Raw genomic sequence first — 18,099 nt, forward strand, 5'->3', positions numbered from 1 at the left:
AGAGAAACTTATGTCAAAAAAACTTATTTCAATTGTTGATGTTAAAGATTATGTTGGTCAAGAAGTTACTATTGGTGCTTGGGTTGCTAACAAATCAGGTAAAGGTAAGATTGCGTTTGTACAGTTGCGCGATGGTTCTGCCTTTTTCCAAGGTGTCGCTTTTAAACCAAACTTCATTGAAAAATATGGTGAAGAATCAGGTTTTGAAAAATTTGACGTTATTAAACGTCTCAACCAAGAAACATCTGTTTATGTAACAGGGATTGTTAAAGAGGATGAACGTTCAAAATTTGGCTATGAGCTTGATATTACTGACCTTGAAGTCATTGGAGAGTCACATGAATATCCTATAACTCCTAAAGAGCATGGGACAGACTTCTTGATGGACAACCGTCATCTTTGGTTGCGTTCTCGTAAACAAATGGCTGTTATGCAAATTCGTAACGCTATTATTTATTCAACTTATGAATTCTTTGACCAAAATGGTTTTATCAAATTTGATAGCCCAATTTTATCAGAAAATGCAGCAGAAGATTCAACAGAGTTATTTGAAACAGACTATTTTGGGAAACCAGCATTTCTTAGCCAATCTGGTCAATTATACCTTGAAGCTGGAGCAATGGCTCTAGGCCGAGTTTTCGACTTTGGTCCAGTCTTTCGTGCTGAAAAATCTAAAACACGTCGCCATTTAACAGAATTTTGGATGATGGATGCTGAGTATTCTTTCTTGTCACATGAGGAATCACTTGACCTCCAAGAAGCTTATGTTAAAGCATTGATCCAAGGCGTTCTAGATCGTGCGCCTCAAGCACTTGATATTTTAGAACGTGATGTTGAGGCTCTCAAACGTTATATCGCAGAGCCATTCAAGCGTGTTTCTTATGATGATGCTATTACACTTCTTCAAGAGCATGAAGCAGATGAAGATACAGATTATGAACATTTAGAGCATGGTGATGACTTTGGTTCACCACATGAAACTTGGATTTCTAATTACTTTGGAGTGCCGACATTTGTAGTGAATTACCCAGCAAGCTTTAAAGCATTTTATATGAAACCAGTTCCTGGAAATCCAGAACGCGTTCTTTGTGCTGATCTTCTAGCTCCAGAAGGTTATGGAGAGATCATTGGCGGCTCAATGCGTGAAGACGACTACGATGCTCTTGTGGCTAAAATGGATGAACTAGGTATGGATAAATCAGAATACGACTTTTACCTTGACCTTCGTAAATACGGCTCTGTTCCTCATGGCGGTTTTGGTATAGGTATTGAACGTATGGTAACTTTTGTTGCTGGTACCAAACATATTCGCGAAGCTATTCCATTCCCACGTATGTTACATCGTATCAAACCATAATAAAAAAGCGCTAGCTAGTGCGCTTTTTTATTATGGTCTTTAGAATCGTTGGTTAATTAAATTGGGACTATGTTTTTTTAACAATGTGATTGTCGAAAAGACAAGGATAAGACTGATTAGTCGATCCATATAATCTGTTCCAACTTGAACAAGTATCAAACTACTTGTCATGTCTAATCCAATTCCATGTAAGAATTGTGCTATAATACTTGAGCCACTAGAGGTAATTCCTTTAAAAAGGATAACTGTTATAACTGAAGCAATAATAGTTCCTGGTAAAGAAATAATCAGTGATTTCCACAATAGGCTAGAGGGTTTACAATTCCTTTTAATCAAGATACCCGTAATGATAGCAACCACGATGGCGACTGGTGAATAATAAAGTGAAAAAATATCAGTAGTCATCCAATTGATGAATGCACTGAGAAAAGCAGTGCTGGCAGCGTACCATGGTCCCAGGATAACTGCTATTAACAATGTACCTATAGTATCTAGATAGATAGGTAGGCGTAAAAATAGAGCTAAATTAGCCCCAACAAGGTTGATGGCGATAGCGATTGAGATAAATGAAATTAAACGAGCAGGTGATTTTGTCATTTGTTAAGTCCTAACATTTCTAAGTCTTCAATGATGACTGAATTTTGTGCATGTAATAGGACGGTCATAAAATCATTCCAAAATAAATTAGTATTGACTGAGGTTAAAATCTTACTGTTAGCATCTTTTTTATAAAAATGATACTGATCTACAATTGTTTGTCCCATGGCGATTCCGTGACAAGCAACATCGGTATAGCTATCAAAACCAGTAGCGATATTTTCATTAACAAAGTAAGCAATAGCTAAAGGATCATTTATCACACATCCAATAATATGCTCATATTGCCAGTGAAAATCGAAGTAGAACTTTGTGATTTTTTGGATAAAACTTGATACGTCTGGATTAATACGCTCCATATAAGATAAATGATTGGGGGTTAATACAATATGACGTGTGATGTCTAGTCCAACCATCTCTATTTTTTTGTCAAGGTTTTCAAATACATATTGTGCAGCATGAGGATCACACCAATAGTTGTATTCAGCAACTGGAGAACAATTGCCATGTGATTTAAAACTTCCTCCCATGCTAATAAATCGCTTGCAATGTTTGCCTAATTTGGGATTAGTTTGTAAGGCTCGAGCGATATTGGTCAGAGGTCCGAGAGCTATAATAGAAGTATCATTTTTGTGTTCAAAATAGTTTGCTAAAAAACAATCTGCTGATTCTTCTTGAAAGATAATTGGTTGCGCCAATGTAAAGTTATTCTCTCCAAGGCCATCCATTCCATGAGTATCCTGAGCAGATACAAATTCACGTTGTAAAGGCAAGTTATCACCAACATAAACTGGAATGTCGTGACGGTTTAGTAATTCAAGCGTTACAAAGGTATTCTTTAGTCCTAGCTCAACAGGCGAATTGCCTGCTGTTATAGTAATAGCAACAACTTCTAACTTAGGATGCTGAATAGCATACATCAGTGCTAAGGTATCATCAATACCGGGATCGCAATCGATAATAATTTTTTCTTTATTCATTTGTCTCCTTTCTTTTAATATTAGTGAATGTTCTATGCTTTTATGAAACTATTAACAATAGTCATGGCAATAAAAAAGATCTTGGCAGTTACCAAGATCACACGAAAAAATGAATTTAGTTTTCTAAATTCAATCATATTTTCAGTCACTTAGTTTTTTATTCTGGGAAGTTTTCGAACCAGTCCGAGAAATACTCGATTATGCACGTGTTTTATTATAATATGAAAGCACTAACTTGTAAAGATTCAAACTGACCATTTAACAGTGTCTAGATTGATTGTTTTAGCATTTGAAATTAATTTTGAAATCGGACATCTGCTGTGTGCTTTGTTAACGATTAGCTTACTATCAGATAATGACAGTTTTTCAATACTAGCAACAGCGTTAACTTGGAAATAAAATCCCTTACCTACTTGCTTTTCCTTCATGAGCTGGCAAGTAACATCAACGCGAGATTTTAGGTCTTTGAATCCTTTTTGTTCTAAAATAGCTTTTATAGTTGCATTTAAACATGTTGACCATGCTAAAGCAATTAATTCCTCAGGATTAAATCCTGGTAAATGATTTAAAGGGTGATTGGTCTCCACAATTTTTCCATTGGAGAGATAAACTTTTCCATCAACGCCTTGAGTGTTTGATGAGGTTACTTCATAAAGCATAATAAACTCCTTTGGGTCTAGTTTACCAAATTTGGGAGCATTCCGACAAGATTTTACTATTTAGAATGAGTTTCTTTTCCTCTGAAGTAAAATCCTAATTGCTAGCCATTTGTGGTATAATGGCATAAAACATAAGAGAAAGAGGTAATCGTAATGTCAGACGAACAAATCAAACTTGTGATTGTAACAGGTATGAGTGGGGCAGGAAAGACAGTGGCTATTCAGTCATTTGAAGATTTAGGATATTTTACAATAGATAATATGCCGCCTACTCTAGTGCCTAAGTTTTTAGAATTAGCAGCACAATCAGGAGATACAAGCAAGATTGCTATGGTAGTTGACATGCGTAGTCGTCTTTTCTTTAGAGAAATTAACTCTATTTTGGATAGCCTTGAAATTAATGATAATATTAACTTTAAGATTCTATTTTTAGATGCTACTGACACCGAGCTAGTGTCACGATATAAAGAGACACGTCGTAGCCACCCTCTTGCTGCCGACGGCAGAGTGTTAGATGGTATTTCTCTAGAGAGAGAACTATTAGCACCGCTTAAAAGTATGAGTCAGAACGTTGTGGACACTAGTGAATTAACACCAAGACAACTACGTAAGGTCATTTCTAAAGAATTCTCAAATCAAGATAGTCAAAGTTCTTTTCGTATCGAAGTTATGAGTTTTGGTTTTAAATATGGTATACCTTTGGATGCGGATTTAGTATTCGATGTGCGTTTTTTACCAAATCCATACTATAAACCAGAATTAAGAGATAAGACAGGTTTAGATACTGAGGTTTATGACTATGTCATGAGTTTTGATGAATCAGATGATTTTTATGACCATCTTCTTGCCTTAATAAAGCCAATCTTACCAGGCTATCAAAATGAAGGGAAATCTGTTTTGACTGTGGCAATCGGATGTACAGGTGGGCAACATCGTAGCACCGCTTTTGCTCATAGATTATCAGAAGATTTAAAAGCAGATTGGACAGTTAATGAAAGCCATCGTGATAAAAATAAGCGTAAGGAGACGGTAAATCGTTCATGAGAAAACCTAAAATAACCGTTATCGGCGGAGGAACGGGAATTCCAGTTATTTTGAAAAGTCTTCGCTTAGAAGATGTTGAGATTACAGCGGTTGTCACGGTTGCAGATGATGGTGGTTCGTCAGGTGAGTTGCGCTCAGTTATGCAACTAACACCACCAGGAGATCTAAGAAATGTTTTGGTTGCCTTGAGTGATATGCCGAAGTTTTACGAACAAATTTTCCAATATCGTTTTGCAGAAGGTGATGGGGATTTTGCAGGTCATCCTTTAGGAAATCTTATTATTGCTGGTGTTGCTGAAATGCAAGGTTCAACTTATAACGCTATGCAGAGTTTAACACAGTTCTTTCATACAACAGGAAAGATATATCCATCTAGTGAACATCCGCTCACTCTGCATGCTGTTTTTAAAGATGGCCATGAAGTGGTTGGAGAGAGTCAAATAGCCGATTATAAAGGCATGATTGACCATGTGTATGTCACTAATACTTATAATGAAGAGACTCCTACGGCCAGCCGCAAAGTTGTTGATGCAATTTTAGAAAGTGATATGATTGTGTTGGGGCCAGGGTCACTTTTCACCTCTATTTTACCTAACCTAGTTATTCCAGAAATTAAACAAGCTCTTTTAGAAACTCGGGCAGAGGTAGCTTATGTATGCAATATTATGACACAACGTGGTGAAACTGAGCATTTTACAGACGCAGACCACGTTGAAGTATTGAAACGTCATTTAGGACAAGATGCTATCGATACAGTTTTGGTTAATATTGAAAAAGTGCCAGAGTCTTATATGGAAAACAATCATTTTGATGAGTATTTGGTACAGGTTGAACATGATTTTTCAGGGCTTAGAAAACATGCCAGACGTGTCATCTCGTCTAACTTTTTAAAATTAGAAAAAGGTGGAGCCTTCCATCATGGTGACTTCGTTGTTGAGGAACTAATGAATTTAGTAGGAACACATTTATGAGTTTTACAGTAAAAGTCAAAGAAGAGCTGCTAGGTCATAAGAGTGAAAATAAGATGGAACTGTCAGCTATTATCAAAATGTCAGGTAGTTTAGGATTAGCTAACCACGGCCTTAACCTTTCTATTACTACAGAAAATGCTAAAATTGCTCGTCATATTTATAGCATGCTAGAAGAACATTATCATTTGCAGCCAGAAATCAAATACCATCAAAAAACGAACTTACGAAAGAATCGTGTGTATACTGTTTTTATTGAAGAAAAAGTTGATGTTATTCTTGCTGATTTGAAGTTGGCTGATGCTTTTTTTGGTATTGAAACTGGTATTGAACACTCTATATTGGACAATGATGAAAATGGAAGAGCTTATCTCAGGGGAGCATTCTTATCAACGGGTACTGTTAGAGAACCTGATTCTGGGAAATATCAACTAGAAATTTTTTCTGTTTATCTAGACCATGCACAAGACTTAGCTAATCTTATGAAAAAATTTATGTTAGATGCAAAGGTTATTGAACATAAACATGGAGCAGTAACTTATTTGCAAAAAGCAGAAGATATTATGGATTTCTTGATAGTCATTGATGCCATGGAAGCTAGAGATGCTTTTGAAGAGATTAAAATGATACGTGAGACACGTAATGATATTAATCGTGCTAACAACGTTGAAACAGCTAATATTGCTAGAACAATCACAGCTAGTATGAAGACTATCAATAATATTATCAAGATTATGGATACTATTGGTTTTGATGCACTGCCTAGTGATTTAAGACAAGTAGCTCAGGTGCGTGTGGCTCATCCAGATTACTCTATTCAACAAATAGCAGACAGTTTAGAAACGCCTCTGAGTAAGAGTGGCGTTAACCATCGCTTACGGAAAATAAATAAAATTGCAGATGAATTATAGAAGGAGATATTCACATGGCTTGTACAACAATATTGGTTGGTAAAAAGGCTTCTTATGATGGTTCGACTATGATCGCTAGAACGGAAGACTCTGTTAATGGCGATTTCACACCCAAAAAATTAAAGGTAATGACATCTAAAGATCAACCGCGTCATTACAAATCAGTTTTATCAAATTTTGAAGTAGATTTACCAGATAACCCACTTCCTTATACTTCAGTACCGGACGCATTGGGAAAAGATGGTATATGGGGTGAAGCCGGTATTAACAGTAAAAATGTAGCGATGAGTGCTACAGAAACTATTACAACGAATTCCCGCGTTTTGGGTGCAGATCCTTTGGTTTCAGATGGTATAGGGGAAGAGGATATACTCACTTTAGTGCTTCCCTATATTCAGTCAGCGCGAGAAGGTGTGGAGCGTTTAGGTGCTATTTTGGAAAAATATGGAACCTATGAATCAAATGGTATTGCTTTTTCAGATACCGAAGAAATATGGTGGTTAGAAACAATTGGTGGGCATCATTGGATTGCTCGTCGCGTACCTGATGATGTTTATGTTACTAATCCTAACCAACTAGGAATTGATCATTTTGAATTTAATAACTGTGATGACTACATGTGCTCTAGTGATTTGAAAGAGTTTATCGAACAATACCATTTAGATTTGACCTATTCTAATGAGCATTTCAATCCTCGATATGCTTTTGGTAGCCAACGTGATAAAGATCGTCATTACAACACACCAAGAAGTTGGGCAATGCAGCGTTTTTTAAATCCTGAAATTGAACAGGATCCACGTAGCTTGTTTATTCCCTGGTGTCAAAAGCCTTACCGAAAAATTACTGTTGAGGATATTAAATATGTGTTGAGTGATCATTATCAAGACAGTGTGTATGACCCATATGGACCAGAAGGGGATGCGGTAAGTAGGAGAGCTTTTCGTTCAGTTGGTATCAACCGAACTAGTCAAACGTCTATTCTACAATTACGACCAAATAAATCACTTGAAACGACAGGTGTTCAATGGTTATCTTATGGCTCTATGCCATTTGCAACCATGGTGCCGTTGTTTACACAAGTTGAGACTGTACCAAACTATTTTTCGAATACAACCAAGGATGCTTCAACAGATAATTTTTATTGGACCAATCGTTTAATTGCAGCTCTAGCAGATCCACACTTTTATCAACATGAAGCTGATATTGAAAGCTATATCGAGAGAACGATGGCTCAAGGACATGCACATATTAACGGTGTTGATAGAGAAGTTGCTGAGAATAAAGAGATTGATTTTCAACAGAAAAATCAAGAAATGAGTGACTATATCCAAAAAGAAAGCCAAGAATTGTTAAATCGTATTCTATTTGATGCAAGTAATTTAATGACAAATCGCTTTTCAATGGGAGATTAAAAAACTCGGAATATTTTCCGGGTTTTTTAAGATAAAAACGCTTGCATAAGTATATAAAACTTGCAAAAAAAAAATATCGTGCTATACTTTACTAGTAAAATATTAACCGGTAAATAACGGGTTAAATAAAAAGGAGAAAAAATGAGAAAGAAATTTCTTTTATTGATGAGCTTTGTAGCTATGTTTGCAGCTTGGCAACTTGTTCAAGTTAAACAAGTTTGGGCTGATAGTAAACTTAAAGTGGTAACAACTTTTTACCCAGTTTATGAGTTTACAAAAAATGTCGTTGGTGATAAAGCTGATGTATCTATGTTAATTAAAGCAGGTACAGAACCGCATGATTTTGAACCATCAACTAAAAACATCGCTGCCATCCAAGATTCAAATGCTTTTGTTTACATGGATGATAACATGGAAACTTGGGCTCCAAAAGTAGCTAAGTCAGTTAAATCCAAAAAAGTAACAACTATTAAAGGTACTGGCGATATGTTACTTACTAAAGGCGTCGAAGAAGAAGGTGAAGAACATGAAGGACATGGTCATGAAGGGCATCATCATGAACTTGACCCACACGTATGGTTGTCTCCAGAACGTGCGATTTCTGTTGTAGAAAACATCCGTAATAAATTTGTCAAAGCTTATCCAAAAGATGCAGCTTCATTTAACAAAAATGCAGATGCTTACATTGCAAAATTAAAAGAGCTTGACAAAGAATACAAAAATGGTTTGTCAAATGCTAAACAAAAGAGTTTTGTGACTCAACACGCAGCGTTTGGTTACATGGCGCTTGATTACGGTTTAAATCAAGTTCCAATTGCTGGTCTTACTCCAGATGCAGAACCTTCATCAAAACGTTTAGGCGAATTAGCTAAATACATCAAGAAATATAACATCAACTACATTTATTTTGAAGAAAATGCTTCAAATAAAGTTGCTAAAACTTTAGCAGATGAAGTTGGCGTGAAAACAGCTGTGCTTAGTCCACTTGAAGGACTTTCTAAAAAAGAAATGGCAGCTGGCGAAGATTACTTCTCAGTTATGAGACGTAATTTGAAAGTTCTTAAAAAGACAACAGATGTTGCAGGTAAAGAAGTAGCTCCTGAAGAAGATAAAACTAAAACAGTTGAAACAGGTTATTTTAAAACTAAAGATGTTAAAGACCGTAAATTGACAGATTACTCTGGTAATTGGCAATCAGTATATCCTCTTCTTCAAGATGGGACACTTGATCCAGTTTGGGATTACAAAGCTAAATCTAAAAAAGATATGACTGCTGCAGAGTACAAAAAATATTATACAGCAGGTTACAAGACTGACGTAGAATCAATCAAGATTGATGGTAAAAAACATCAAATGACCTTTGTACGTAATGGTAAATCACAAACATTTACATACAAATATGCAGGTTACAAAATCTTAACTTATAAAAAAGGTAATCGTGGAGTACGTTATCTCTTTGAAGCTAAAGAAAAAGATGCTGGTCAATTCAAATATATCCAATTTAGTGACCATGGTATTAAACCGAATAAAGCTGAACACTTCCATATCTTCTGGGGTTCAGAAAGCCAAGAAAAATTATTTGAGGAAATGGAAAACTGGCCAACATACTTCCCAGCTAAAATGTCTGGACGTGAAGTTGCCCAAGACCTTATGTCTCATTAATATTTAAAAGATGATATCGGATACGATATCATCTTTTTTTCTTTGTACGTGATAGGCTCAAACATAGAAAAAAGCACTTCTAATAGAAGTGCTTTTAAAATTAATGCTATGCTTATTGAGCAGCGTTTGCGTCTTTGAGACCATATTTTTTGTTGAAACGGTCCACACGTCCATCTGCTTGAGTGAATTTTTGACGTCCTGTATAGAATGGATGTGAATCTGATGAGATTTCCACACGAATAAGTGGGTAAGTTTCACCTTCGAATTCTACTGTTTCTTTAGTTGATTTAGTTGAACCACTAAGGAATTTGTAACCTGTAGTTGTATCTAAGAAAACAACTGGACGATAATCTGGATGGATGTCTTTTTTCATCTTTAAAAATTTCCTTTCTGCCATAACTCGTCTGAGTCATAGTTATTAACCACTCTATTCTATCAAATAAGAATAGTCTTGACAAGTGTTTTGATAAAAAAAGTAAAATTATAAAGAAAGTATTTCCTGGATTTCTTGGTAAATAGCTTGATTCTCTTCCAAACTATAAGAATTAGCTCCGCTGGCTAAAGGATGTCCGCCACCATTATGACGTTTAGCTATTTCATTAATGATGTGTGACTTACTACGTAGGCGCACACGATAATGCCCATCGCTTTGTTCAACGAAAATTGCCCAACTTTCTACAATATCAATTTTTCCAGGTACACCAACGATTGCAGCAGTCTCTGCATCTGTTACATCGAAGCGTTTTAGGTCTTCTTGTGTTAAAGTAACGCATGCAGCGCCGTTCTTGTCAATTTTAAGTTGCTCAAAAATAAAGCCTTGTAATTTTGCAATTTTGAAAGGAAAGGAATCCATTTGACGTGCCATTGCAGAAAAATCAAAGTCAAATTCACGAAGTTTGCTAGCAATCTTCAGTGTTTTACTTGTGGTAGCAGGATATAAAAAGCGTCCTGTATCTCCTACAATACCATTATATAGAACTCTTGCTGCACTTGTTGATAACAACAAATCACAAGAAAGAGCAAAGTCTGTCACAATTTCACTTGCACTAGAGGCGTTAGTATCTACATAAGAGAGATCTCCATAGACTTCATCGTTTGGATGATGGTCAATTTTAATTAAAAAGTCACCTTTTTTATAACGTTCATCATCAATGCGTGGGGTATTTGCTGTATCTGTAACAACAACAAGAGCGCCTTGATAGTCTTGGTCGGTCACTTGATCCATTTTAGCAATCCAAGCGAGAGTGGGTTCGTCAAAACCAGTAGCAAGTACTTTTTTCTTTGGAAAATTATGCCTGATGATATCCCTTAAGCCGATTTGGCTACCAAGAGCATCAGGGTCTGGTCTCATATGTCGATGGATAATGATGGTGTCGTACTCTTTGATTTTATCAAGAATTTGTTGAAAAATAATCATTTTTTACCTACCTAACTGTTTTGTCTTTTAGTGAAGAACAAGGCTATATTGTTGACTATATTATAGCTTAAATCTTTTATTGAGGAAAGAAATTAAGATAGCGGCCGCAATGTTTGTTTATTTTTATATGATGGTATGTTATTTTTTTATAAAATTCGGATACTGCTAACTAACAATCTTTTTTATGATAATATTTTGTAAATGTATTGCTTTTTAGCTAACTTTTGTTAATATAGTAAAAATGCTTTTTAATAGGAGATAAATTATGACACAAGCAGTATTAAAAGAATTGGCTAAGGCGGAGTTGCATTGTCATCTAGATGGCACACTTTCTTTACCAGCTATTAGAAAATTGGCTAATATGGCTGATATAATACTGCCAAATAGTGATAAAGAATTAAGAAAATATGTTATAGCTCCAGCTCAAACAGAAAGCTTGGTAGATTACCTTAAAACGTTTGAGTTTATCAGACCGCTTCTTCAAACGAAGGAAGCATTACGTTTTGCTGCTTATGATGTTGCTAGACAGGCAGCTTTAGAAAATGTTATTTATATTGAAATTCGTTTTGCGCCAGAACTCTCTATGGATAAAGGTTTAACTGCAAGTGATACAGTCCTTGCAGTCTTAGAAGGTTTAGCAGACGCTCAGAAAGAATTTAATATCGTTGCACGCGCCCTTGTTTGCGGTATGCGCCAATCGTCTCATAAAACGACCAAGGACATTATTAAACACATTGTTGATTTGGCTCCCAAAGGCCTGGTAGGTTTTGATTTTGCAGGTGATGAATTTTCCTATCCAACAGATAGTTTAGTAGATCTTATTCAGGAAGTAAAACGCTCAGGTTACCCGATGACTTTACATGCAGGTGAGTGTGGTTGTGCTAAGCATATTGCGGATAGTTTAAATTTAGGGATTAAGCGTATGGGACATGTGACAGCTTTAACAGGACAGAGGGATTTAATAAAGCGATTTGTCGAAGAAGATGCTGTAGCAGAGATGTGTTTAACTAGCAATTTACAAACAAAAGCAGCCTCAAGTATTCAAAGTTTTCCTTATCAAGAACTTTATGATGCTGGAGGTAAGATTACAATTAATACAGATAATCGTACTGTTTCCGATACAAATTTGACGAAAGAATATAGTCTTTTCGTAACTTATTTTGGAACGAAAATAGAAGACTTTCTTGTTTTCAATCAAAACGCTGTGAAGGCCTCCTTTACAAGTGATTCAGAGAAAGATACTTTACTACATAAGCTACAAGAAAACTATGACAGCTATCTAAAATAACCTTCACGATTCTTTAAAAATATGATAGAATAGTGGTAATTTACAAGTGGAGGAAGATATGGCTTTAGCAAAGATTGTTTATGCTAGCATGACCGGAAATACTGAAGAAATTGCTGACATTGTTGCTGATAAATTACGTGACTTGGGTCTAGATGTTGAAGTAGAAGAGTGTACGATGGTTGATGCTGCAGATTTTGAAGATGCTGACATTGCAATTGTTGCCACTTATACATATGGTGATGGAGATTTACCAGATGAAATCGTGGACTTTTATGAAGATTTAGCAGAGGTTGATTTATCTGGTAAAGTTTACGGCGTAGTGGGTTCAGGTGATACTTTCTATGATTACTTCTGCAAATCTGTTGATGAGTTCGAGGCTCAATTCGCATTAACAGGAGCACAAAAAGGTGCTGATTGTGTTAAAGTTGATTTAGCGGCAGAAGACGAAGACATTGAAAACTTAGAAGCTTTTGCTGAAGAAATTGCTTCTAAACTTAACTAAGCTACCAAAAAGACGAACACGAGTCGTCTTTTTAACTTTTTTACCATCTTTTGTAACTAGAATATGAGATATAGATATGGAATTAGAAGAGATTCGTCAAGAAATAGATGAAATAGATCAGCAATTAGTAAGCCTTTTAGAAACTAGAATGGGTCTAATTTTAGAGGTCATAGCATTTAAAAAGAAACATCGACTTCCAGTTTTAGATAATAATCGTGAAAACGAAGTGCTTAACAATGTATTGAAGAAAGTCCAAAACCATCAATTTGACGATGTGATACGAGCAACTTTCAAAGACATTATGACAGAATCTCGTGTTTATCAAAAGGAGAATATTGTAGACGGTGATTAAACGATTTGATAATTATGCTCAGTACGTACTTGTTTTAGGTTTTAGCTTACTAATTGGTGGTGTGGTTGGGGCTATTACAGCAGTCTTTGGACGTGTTCTATTATTCCTGACAGCCTTTAGAAGTGATTATATAGCTTACCTACTCCCTTTTCTTAGCATTGTTGGTTTATTTATAGTTTTTGTCTATCAAAAATTTGGGGGTAAGAGTGTTAAAGGGATGGGATTGGTATTTGAAGTAGGTCATGGTAATGAGGAGACTATTCCGAAACGTCTTGTTCCTCTCGTGATATTAACAACTTGGTTAACCCACTTATTTGGTGGTAGTGCAGGTCGTGAGGGGGTTGCTGTACAGATTGGGGCTACCGTTTCACACTACTTTCAAAAATATTGCCGTTTACAAAACGCTTCTCAACTTTTCCTAGTAATGGGAATGGCAGCAGGTTTTGCTGGTTTATTTCAGACTCCTTTAGCTGCTACTTTTTTTGCGATTGAAGTTTTGGTAGTAGGTCGTTTAATGGTTTCGTATGTATTACCAAGTTTAATTGCTGCCCTGACAGCAAATTTCGTCTCACATTCTTTAGGTTTAGAAAAATTTTCTCATAGTATAGCAACATCAATGGCGTTAACACCAGATATTATTCTAAAATTATTGGTTTTAGGACTATGTTTTGGTCTGTGTGGTAATTTATTTGCTTATTTATTGGCTAAAGCTAAATTAATTGCTTCTAGTAGGTTGCTAAACCCATATAAACGGATTTTCACACTTGGATTGTTAGCTACTTTTTTATTGTTTATCTTCCATTTTGGACGATATTCAGGACTGGGAACAAATCTAATTGAGGCTAGCTTCACTAATAAGAACCTTTATGATTATGAATGGTTGTTAAAATTGTGTTTGACAGTTATTACTTTGGCTGCAGGTTATCAGGGAGGAGAAGTAACTCCCTTATTTGCAATCGGAGCAAGTTTAGGAGTGATTATTGCGCCCATTTTAGGTTTGCCAGTTATTTTAGTTGCTGCTTTAGGCTATACTAGCGTTTTTGGGAGTGCAACGAATACTCTGTTAGGTCCTATCTTAATAGGAGGCGAAGTCTTTGGCTTTGCCAACACTCCTTATTTTGTTATTGTATGTCTTGTTGCTTATTCCATATCACATGCTCATACGATTTATGGTGCTCAATCTAGATAGTTAGTGATGAGTTTTAAAAGAGTTTATCAGTTTGTAGAACGGAATATTCCGTTCTCTTTTTTATTCTCTTAAAGTTTATAAAAATGGAGTTTGTCAATTTTATGAATGCAAAAATTATGTGGCTAATATAATTTCTTCAAAGAAATTGATTTTATGATTGTCATTAAAATACTGTAAAATCCAATTGAATGTGTAGGAACTTAGGTTAGGATAATGTCTACAAGCATTTAAGTCGCGATGGTGAAATGCATTATAAGATAAAAAGTTGATGTGGATTTCAACTTTATGGGAAAGAGTTAAGTGACACGAAAGCTAATATAGAAAACGTAGCTTAAAAAATCAAATATTAAATGAATTAAACTCTCAAAAATCAGAAAAAAGCTAACCTAGAAACAGTAAATCAAATTTAAATAATATACAAATAACTATTCTAAAGGATGACACCTTGTTCTTCTAGATAAAATAGCTTTACAAGTAGGTTAAAATTTGGTAGAATTGTGAGAGTGTGTGATGGACGCACAAAAAACGGCTAATCCGCTGAGACAAGTACTTAAGATTAGTAAGAGAAGGAGAATAAAAATGAATCCATTAATTCAAAGTTTGACAGAAGGTCAACTTCGTTCTGATATCCCTGAGTTCCGTGCTGGTGATACTGTACGTGTTCACGCTAAAGTTGTCGAAGGTACTCGCGAACGTATTCAGATCTTTGAAGGTGTTGTTATCTCACGTAAAGGTCAAGGAATCTCAGAAATGTACACAGTACGTAAAATTTCTGGTGGTATCGGTGTAGAGCGTACATTCCCAATTCACACTCCTCGTGTTGATAAAATCGAAGTTGTTCGTTATGGTAAAGTACGTCGTGCTAAACTTTACTACTTACGCGCATTGCAAGGTAAAGCTGCACGTATTAAAGAAATCCGTCGTTAATTTTGATGATCAGATTTTAAAAATGCTTGGTTGTTTGAGGATAGTAACTATGTTTTAAAACTGGACAACCAAGACGTAAAAAATCTGCCTGTGGGCAGTTTTTTTACTAGGTCCCCTTAGTTCAATGGATATAACAACTCCCTCCTAAGGAGTAATTGCTGGTTCGATTCCGGCAGGGGACATATTCATTGCATGTAAATAGCGGTTTAGAGCTATTTTGCCCCAAATCCGCCCCAAATTTCTCTGATTAAGTTTATCGTTCCTATCTTTTTGTTCTTGTAATTGATGTGCGTAAACTTCTAAAGTGATATTTAAATTCTCGTGATCTAAAACTTGAGAGATGGAAATTAGATAGCTTGCAAATGTATGCCTGAGAGAGTGCACTCGTACCTCGCGACCAGTTATTTTTCGGATAGTTTTATTGACTGCATTATTTGAAAGTTTGTCGAATAATCTGTCGTTTTTATTTTTTGTAAATTCATGCAAAAAAAATAATGTATCATTGTCAATTGGTATATTTCTGATACTACTTTTGTTTTTTGTTGGCAGGTATCTTTGGTTGAAATGATAATCCCAAGTTTTATTAATTGATAAATATTTGTTAGTGTAATCAATATCATTAACTGTTAAACCTAAACATTCAGCGAAGCGCATGCCAGTTTTAGCGATGAGGTATAACGCTGCATACGATTGATGTTGTGATTTTTCTTTACAAATTTTTATCAAGCGTAAGTATTCATTGGTTTCAAGAAATTTTATCTCTATTTACGCCCCTTATTTTTTGCTTTAACCTTAGTGAATAAACAAAAATTTTTTTCTATATATCCCTCGTGAACAGCCATGGATACGCAGGCTTTTACATGTATGTTAAAACGCTTTACTGTATCTTGCACATGCGTTTGACTATAATGATTTATGACTTGTTGATATTTAGTGGAAGTAATATTGCAAAGTAATATATTTCCTATTATATGTTTATACGATATTCGATATTCCCACCCGTTGTCGCGTTTACGGAAATACGCCATTGATATACTCCACATTAGCTAAAGAACAGGGTGTTCAAGGCTACCTTGATGGAAAAGGCTCTCTTAGAGATATTTGTAAATGGTATGATATCTCAAGTCGCTCTGTTCTCCAAAAGTGGATAAAACGGTATACTAGTGGTGAAGACTTGAAAGCCACTAGTAGAGGATATAGCCGTATGAAACAAGGAAGGCAAGCCACATTTGAAGAACGTGTAGAGATTGTTAACTACACCATTGCCCATGGGAAAGACTATCAAGCAGCTATTGAGAAGTTTGGTGTTTCCTACCAACAAATTTATTCTTGGGTGCGTAAGCTTGAGAAGAATGGCTCACAAGGTTTGGTTGATAGACGTGTGAAAGGGTTGGAGAGTAGGCCTGATTTAACCGAGATTGAGCAACTTTAACTCAAGATTAAACAATTGGAGGAACGTAATCGTCTCTTAGAAATCGAGGTTAGTTTACTAAAAAAGTTAGAAGACATCAAACGAGGAAACAGACGGTAAGACTAGGTAAGCATTTAGCGGAGTTCCAAGTAATCAAGAATTATTACGATGAGGAATCTAATGTGCCTATTCAGGCCTTATGCCAACTCTTGAAGGGGTCTCGTTCAGGCTATTACAAGTGGCTCAATCGTCAAAAAACAGATTTTGAGACAAAAAATACAAAGCTAATGGCTAAAATCAAGGAACTTCATAGACTCTACAATGGTATCTTAGGTTATCGCCGTATGACAACATTTATTAATCGTCAACTTGGGACAACTTAAAACAAGAAACGGATTCGTTGATTGATGAACATTCTGGGGATTAGTTCAGTCATTCGTCGTGTTAGCCATGCTTGTACAAAAGCTTGTGACAGATTTTACGAAGAAAATATTCTTAATCGTGAATTTACAGCCACAGCTCATAACCAGAAATGGTGCACAGATGTCACCTATCTTCAATACGGTCTGGGAGCTAAAGCTTATCTCAGTGCGATTAAAGACCTGTATAACGGTTCTATTATCGCTTATGAGATTAGTCACAACAATGAAATCCACTTGTTATGAAGACCATTAAAAAGGGGCTAGAGCTCAATCCAGGAGCCACACCTATCATCCATAGCGATTGAGGTAGTCAATATACTTCCAAAGAATACCGTTATATCATACAACAAGCTGGTCTGACCTTATCCATGTCCCGGATTGGCAAATGTATTGATAATGCACCAACTGAAAGTTTCTTTGGGTTTTTCAAGACTGAGTCTTACCACCTTAAGAAATACAACTCTTATGATGAGTTGGTCAATGATGTGGCACGTTATATCGAATTCTACAACACACAACGTTATCAATCAAAATTAAACAACCTGACTCCTCTAGAATTCAGGAATCAGGTTGCATAACTTATCTTTTATTATTTGACTGTCTACTTGACAGGGAGCCGTTCAGATTGCTTAACCTTTCTAAATTTGCTAAAATAGCTACAAGAAAACGAGCCATTTAATGCTTATTTCTTATACTGTCTTGCCTCACGCTCTCCTCGACCAAAAATTGAGCGTGAGGCTTTTTGTTTCATTAAACGATGATATTTCCATATTCATCAGTTTGTTTTCCGAGAGCCATCAAAGCTTCGATAAGGTCGATAATTCCAGGAATAAAGGTAATACTAAAAATAATATATAAAAAAACCTGGCCTATTTTTCCTGCGTAAAATTTATGCGCTCCAATGCCGCCCAAAAGAACGTTAATAAAACATAAACTACTATGTTAGCATAAGACTTTATTTTTACAACTGAATTTCATATAAATGGATTAGAGTAAGGGAT

Annotated in this window: 19 protein-coding genes, 1 tRNA gene, 1 pseudogene and 1 riboswitch; of the genes and pseudogenes, 13 read left to right on the forward strand and 8 right to left on the reverse strand. The window is 35.7% G+C overall.

Going from position 1 to position 18,099, the window contains the following annotated elements:
* The first annotated feature begins 10 nt into the window (after nt 1-10).
* Nucleotides 11-1,357 carry an asparagine--tRNA ligase gene (gene asnS, locus QOR44_RS02880; RefSeq protein ID WP_000038466.1) on the forward strand — a complete coding sequence of 449 codons (1,347 nt, stop codon included), beginning with the start codon at nt 11-13 and terminating at the stop codon, nt 1,355-1,357.
* A gap of 39 nt (nt 1,358-1,396) precedes the next feature.
* Here asnS and QOR44_RS02885 read toward each other — a convergent pair whose 3' ends face one another.
* The 3 genes from QOR44_RS02885 to QOR44_RS02895 form a co-directional block, all read right to left on the reverse strand.
* The gene (locus QOR44_RS02885) at nt 1,397-1,954 is read right to left on the reverse strand and encodes an ECF transporter S component (protein WP_000167487.1); all 558 of its coding nucleotides are present in this window, start codon (nt 1,952-1,954) and stop codon (nt 1,397-1,399) included.
* Nucleotides 1,951-2,934, reverse strand: a complete 984-nt coding sequence (locus tag QOR44_RS02890) for a nucleoside hydrolase (protein ID WP_001031097.1) — start codon at nt 2,932-2,934, stop codon at nt 1,951-1,953. The genes QOR44_RS02885 and QOR44_RS02890 overlap by 4 nt, the downstream gene beginning before the upstream one ends.
* 143 nt (nt 2,935-3,077) lie before the next feature.
* Nucleotides 3,078-3,122: riboswitch (PreQ1 riboswitch) on the reverse strand.
* Between the two features lie 57 nt (nt 3,123-3,179).
* The gene (locus tag QOR44_RS02895) at nt 3,180-3,593 is read right to left on the reverse strand and encodes an OsmC family protein (RefSeq protein WP_000965180.1); all 414 of its coding nucleotides are present in this window, start codon (nt 3,591-3,593) and stop codon (nt 3,180-3,182) included.
* Between the two features lie 153 nt (nt 3,594-3,746).
* Here QOR44_RS02895 and rapZ point away from each other — a divergent pair, with 153 nt between their 5' ends.
* From rapZ to QOR44_RS02920, 5 genes are all read left to right on the forward strand, one after another.
* On the forward strand, nt 3,747-4,637 hold the full coding sequence (gene rapZ / locus QOR44_RS02900; RefSeq protein ID WP_001278848.1) for an RNase adapter RapZ: 891 nt from the start codon (nt 3,747-3,749) through the stop codon (nt 4,635-4,637).
* Nucleotides 4,634-5,608: a YvcK family protein gene (locus QOR44_RS02905; RefSeq protein ID WP_001231102.1), complete on the forward strand. Its 975-nt coding sequence runs from the start codon at nt 4,634-4,636 to the stop codon at nt 5,606-5,608. The genes rapZ and QOR44_RS02905 overlap by 4 nt, the downstream gene beginning before the upstream one ends.
* On the forward strand, nt 5,605-6,516 hold the full coding sequence (gene whiA, locus QOR44_RS02910) for a DNA-binding protein WhiA (RefSeq protein WP_000011316.1): 912 nt from the start codon (nt 5,605-5,607) through the stop codon (nt 6,514-6,516). The genes QOR44_RS02905 and whiA overlap by 4 nt, the downstream gene beginning before the upstream one ends.
* Before the next feature lie 14 nt (nt 6,517-6,530).
* Nucleotides 6,531-7,928 carry a C69 family dipeptidase gene (locus QOR44_RS02915; RefSeq protein WP_000752457.1) on the forward strand — a complete coding sequence of 466 codons (1,398 nt, stop codon included), beginning with the start codon at nt 6,531-6,533 and terminating at the stop codon, nt 7,926-7,928.
* A 141-nt stretch (nt 7,929-8,069) separates the two neighbouring features.
* Nucleotides 8,070-9,590 carry a zinc ABC transporter substrate-binding protein AdcA gene (locus QOR44_RS02920; RefSeq protein WP_001227406.1) on the forward strand — a complete coding sequence of 507 codons (1,521 nt, stop codon included), beginning with the start codon at nt 8,070-8,072 and terminating at the stop codon, nt 9,588-9,590.
* A 112-nt stretch (nt 9,591-9,702) separates the two neighbouring features.
* Here the strand turns inward: QOR44_RS02920 and QOR44_RS02925 are convergent, their stop codons facing one another.
* Together QOR44_RS02925 and QOR44_RS02930 are read right to left on the reverse strand one after the other, a co-directional pair.
* Entirely contained in the window at nt 9,703-9,963 is a 261-nt protein-coding gene (locus tag QOR44_RS02925; RefSeq protein ID WP_000710757.1) for a type B 50S ribosomal protein L31, read from the reverse strand.
* A gap of 108 nt (nt 9,964-10,071) precedes the next feature.
* On the reverse strand, nt 10,072-11,007 hold the full coding sequence (locus QOR44_RS02930) for a DHH family phosphoesterase (RefSeq protein WP_000583238.1): 936 nt from the start codon (nt 11,005-11,007) through the stop codon (nt 10,072-10,074).
* Between the two features lie 265 nt (nt 11,008-11,272).
* Here QOR44_RS02930 and add point away from each other — a divergent pair, with 265 nt between their 5' ends.
* From add to QOR44_RS02960, 6 genes are all read left to right on the forward strand, one after another.
* On the forward strand, nt 11,273-12,295 hold the full coding sequence (add, locus tag QOR44_RS02935; protein ID WP_000189647.1) for an adenosine deaminase: 1,023 nt from the start codon (nt 11,273-11,275) through the stop codon (nt 12,293-12,295).
* A gap of 58 nt (nt 12,296-12,353) precedes the next feature.
* Complete coding sequence (locus tag QOR44_RS02940; RefSeq protein WP_001162136.1) at nt 12,354-12,797, forward strand: flavodoxin; 444 nt, start codon at nt 12,354-12,356, stop codon at nt 12,795-12,797.
* 76 nt (nt 12,798-12,873) lie between these two features.
* Nucleotides 12,874-13,149 carry a chorismate mutase gene (locus QOR44_RS02945; protein WP_000418127.1) on the forward strand — a complete coding sequence of 92 codons (276 nt, stop codon included), beginning with the start codon at nt 12,874-12,876 and terminating at the stop codon, nt 13,147-13,149.
* Nucleotides 13,142-14,338 carry a voltage-gated chloride channel family protein gene (locus QOR44_RS02950; RefSeq protein ID WP_000595709.1) on the forward strand — a complete coding sequence of 399 codons (1,197 nt, stop codon included), beginning with the start codon at nt 13,142-13,144 and terminating at the stop codon, nt 14,336-14,338. The genes QOR44_RS02945 and QOR44_RS02950 overlap by 8 nt, the downstream gene beginning before the upstream one ends.
* A 579-nt stretch (nt 14,339-14,917) precedes the next feature.
* Nucleotides 14,918-15,265, forward strand: coding sequence for a 50S ribosomal protein L19 (rplS, locus tag QOR44_RS02955; RefSeq protein ID WP_001068667.1), 348 nt, complete (start codon nt 14,918-14,920; stop codon nt 15,263-15,265).
* Between the two features lie 110 nt (nt 15,266-15,375).
* Nucleotides 15,376-15,447, forward strand: a tRNA-Arg gene (locus QOR44_RS02960).
* On the opposite strand, the gene QOR44_RS02965 is transcribed toward QOR44_RS02960, so the two are convergent.
* Both QOR44_RS02965 and QOR44_RS02970 read right to left on the reverse strand, forming a co-directional pair.
* On the reverse strand, nt 15,410-15,991 hold the full coding sequence (locus QOR44_RS02965) for a site-specific integrase (RefSeq protein WP_001865706.1): 582 nt from the start codon (nt 15,989-15,991) through the stop codon (nt 15,410-15,412). The two genes, QOR44_RS02960 and QOR44_RS02965, sit on opposite strands and share 38 nt — an antisense overlap.
* Before the next feature lie 35 nt (nt 15,992-16,026).
* The gene (locus tag QOR44_RS02970; RefSeq protein WP_001872365.1) at nt 16,027-16,293 is read right to left on the reverse strand and encodes a hypothetical protein; all 267 of its coding nucleotides are present in this window, start codon (nt 16,291-16,293) and stop codon (nt 16,027-16,029) included.
* A gap of 5 nt (nt 16,294-16,298) precedes the next feature.
* Here QOR44_RS02970 and QOR44_RS02975 point away from each other — a divergent pair.
* A pseudogene (locus QOR44_RS02975) lies at nt 16,299-17,676 on the forward strand (IS3 family transposase); the annotation flags it as partial.
* A 172-nt stretch (nt 17,677-17,848) separates the two neighbouring features.
* Here QOR44_RS02975 and QOR44_RS02980 read toward each other — a convergent pair.
* Nucleotides 17,849-18,010, reverse strand: coding sequence for a TM2 domain-containing protein (locus QOR44_RS02980; RefSeq protein ID WP_000508795.1), 162 nt, complete (start codon nt 18,008-18,010; stop codon nt 17,849-17,851).
* Nucleotides 18,011-18,099: the final 89 nt, after the last annotated feature.

The organism is Streptococcus agalactiae (assembly GCF_949788565.1).
GTDB lineage: Bacteria > Bacillota > Bacilli > Lactobacillales > Streptococcaceae > Streptococcus > Streptococcus agalactiae.

What these genes read in the sequence shown, in the direction of transcription:
- asnS (WP_000038466.1), top strand. Translation starts at nt 11, where the DNA reads ATGTCAAAAAAACTTATTTCAATTGTTGATGTTAAAGATTATGTTGGT.
- QOR44_RS02885 (WP_000167487.1), bottom strand. Translation starts at nt 1,954, where the DNA reads ATGACAAAATCACCTGCTCGTTTAATTTCATTTATCTCAATCGCTATC.
- QOR44_RS02890 (WP_001031097.1), bottom strand. Translation starts at nt 2,934, where the DNA reads ATGAATAAAGAAAAAATTATTATCGATTGCGATCCCGGTATTGATGAT.
- QOR44_RS02895 (WP_000965180.1), bottom strand. Translation starts at nt 3,593, where the DNA reads ATGCTTTATGAAGTAACCTCATCAAACACTCAAGGCGTTGATGGAAAA.
- rapZ (WP_001278848.1), top strand. Translation starts at nt 3,747, where the DNA reads ATGTCAGACGAACAAATCAAACTTGTGATTGTAACAGGTATGAGTGGG.
- QOR44_RS02905 (WP_001231102.1), top strand. Translation starts at nt 4,634, where the DNA reads ATGAGAAAACCTAAAATAACCGTTATCGGCGGAGGAACGGGAATTCCA.
- whiA (WP_000011316.1), top strand. Translation starts at nt 5,605, where the DNA reads ATGAGTTTTACAGTAAAAGTCAAAGAAGAGCTGCTAGGTCATAAGAGT.
- QOR44_RS02915 (WP_000752457.1), top strand. Translation starts at nt 6,531, where the DNA reads ATGGCTTGTACAACAATATTGGTTGGTAAAAAGGCTTCTTATGATGGT.
- QOR44_RS02920 (WP_001227406.1), top strand. Translation starts at nt 8,070, where the DNA reads ATGAGAAAGAAATTTCTTTTATTGATGAGCTTTGTAGCTATGTTTGCA.
- QOR44_RS02925 (WP_000710757.1), bottom strand. Translation starts at nt 9,963, where the DNA reads ATGAAAAAAGACATCCATCCAGATTATCGTCCAGTTGTTTTCTTAGAT.
- QOR44_RS02930 (WP_000583238.1), bottom strand. Translation starts at nt 11,007, where the DNA reads ATGATTATTTTTCAACAAATTCTTGATAAAATCAAAGAGTACGACACC.
- add (WP_000189647.1), top strand. Translation starts at nt 11,273, where the DNA reads ATGACACAAGCAGTATTAAAAGAATTGGCTAAGGCGGAGTTGCATTGT.
- QOR44_RS02940 (WP_001162136.1), top strand. Translation starts at nt 12,354, where the DNA reads ATGGCTTTAGCAAAGATTGTTTATGCTAGCATGACCGGAAATACTGAA.
- QOR44_RS02945 (WP_000418127.1), top strand. Translation starts at nt 12,874, where the DNA reads ATGGAATTAGAAGAGATTCGTCAAGAAATAGATGAAATAGATCAGCAA.
- rplS (WP_001068667.1), top strand. Translation starts at nt 14,918, where the DNA reads ATGAATCCATTAATTCAAAGTTTGACAGAAGGTCAACTTCGTTCTGAT.
- QOR44_RS02970 (WP_001872365.1), bottom strand. Translation starts at nt 16,293, where the DNA reads ATGGCGTATTTCCGTAAACGCGACAACGGGTGGGAATATCGAATATCG.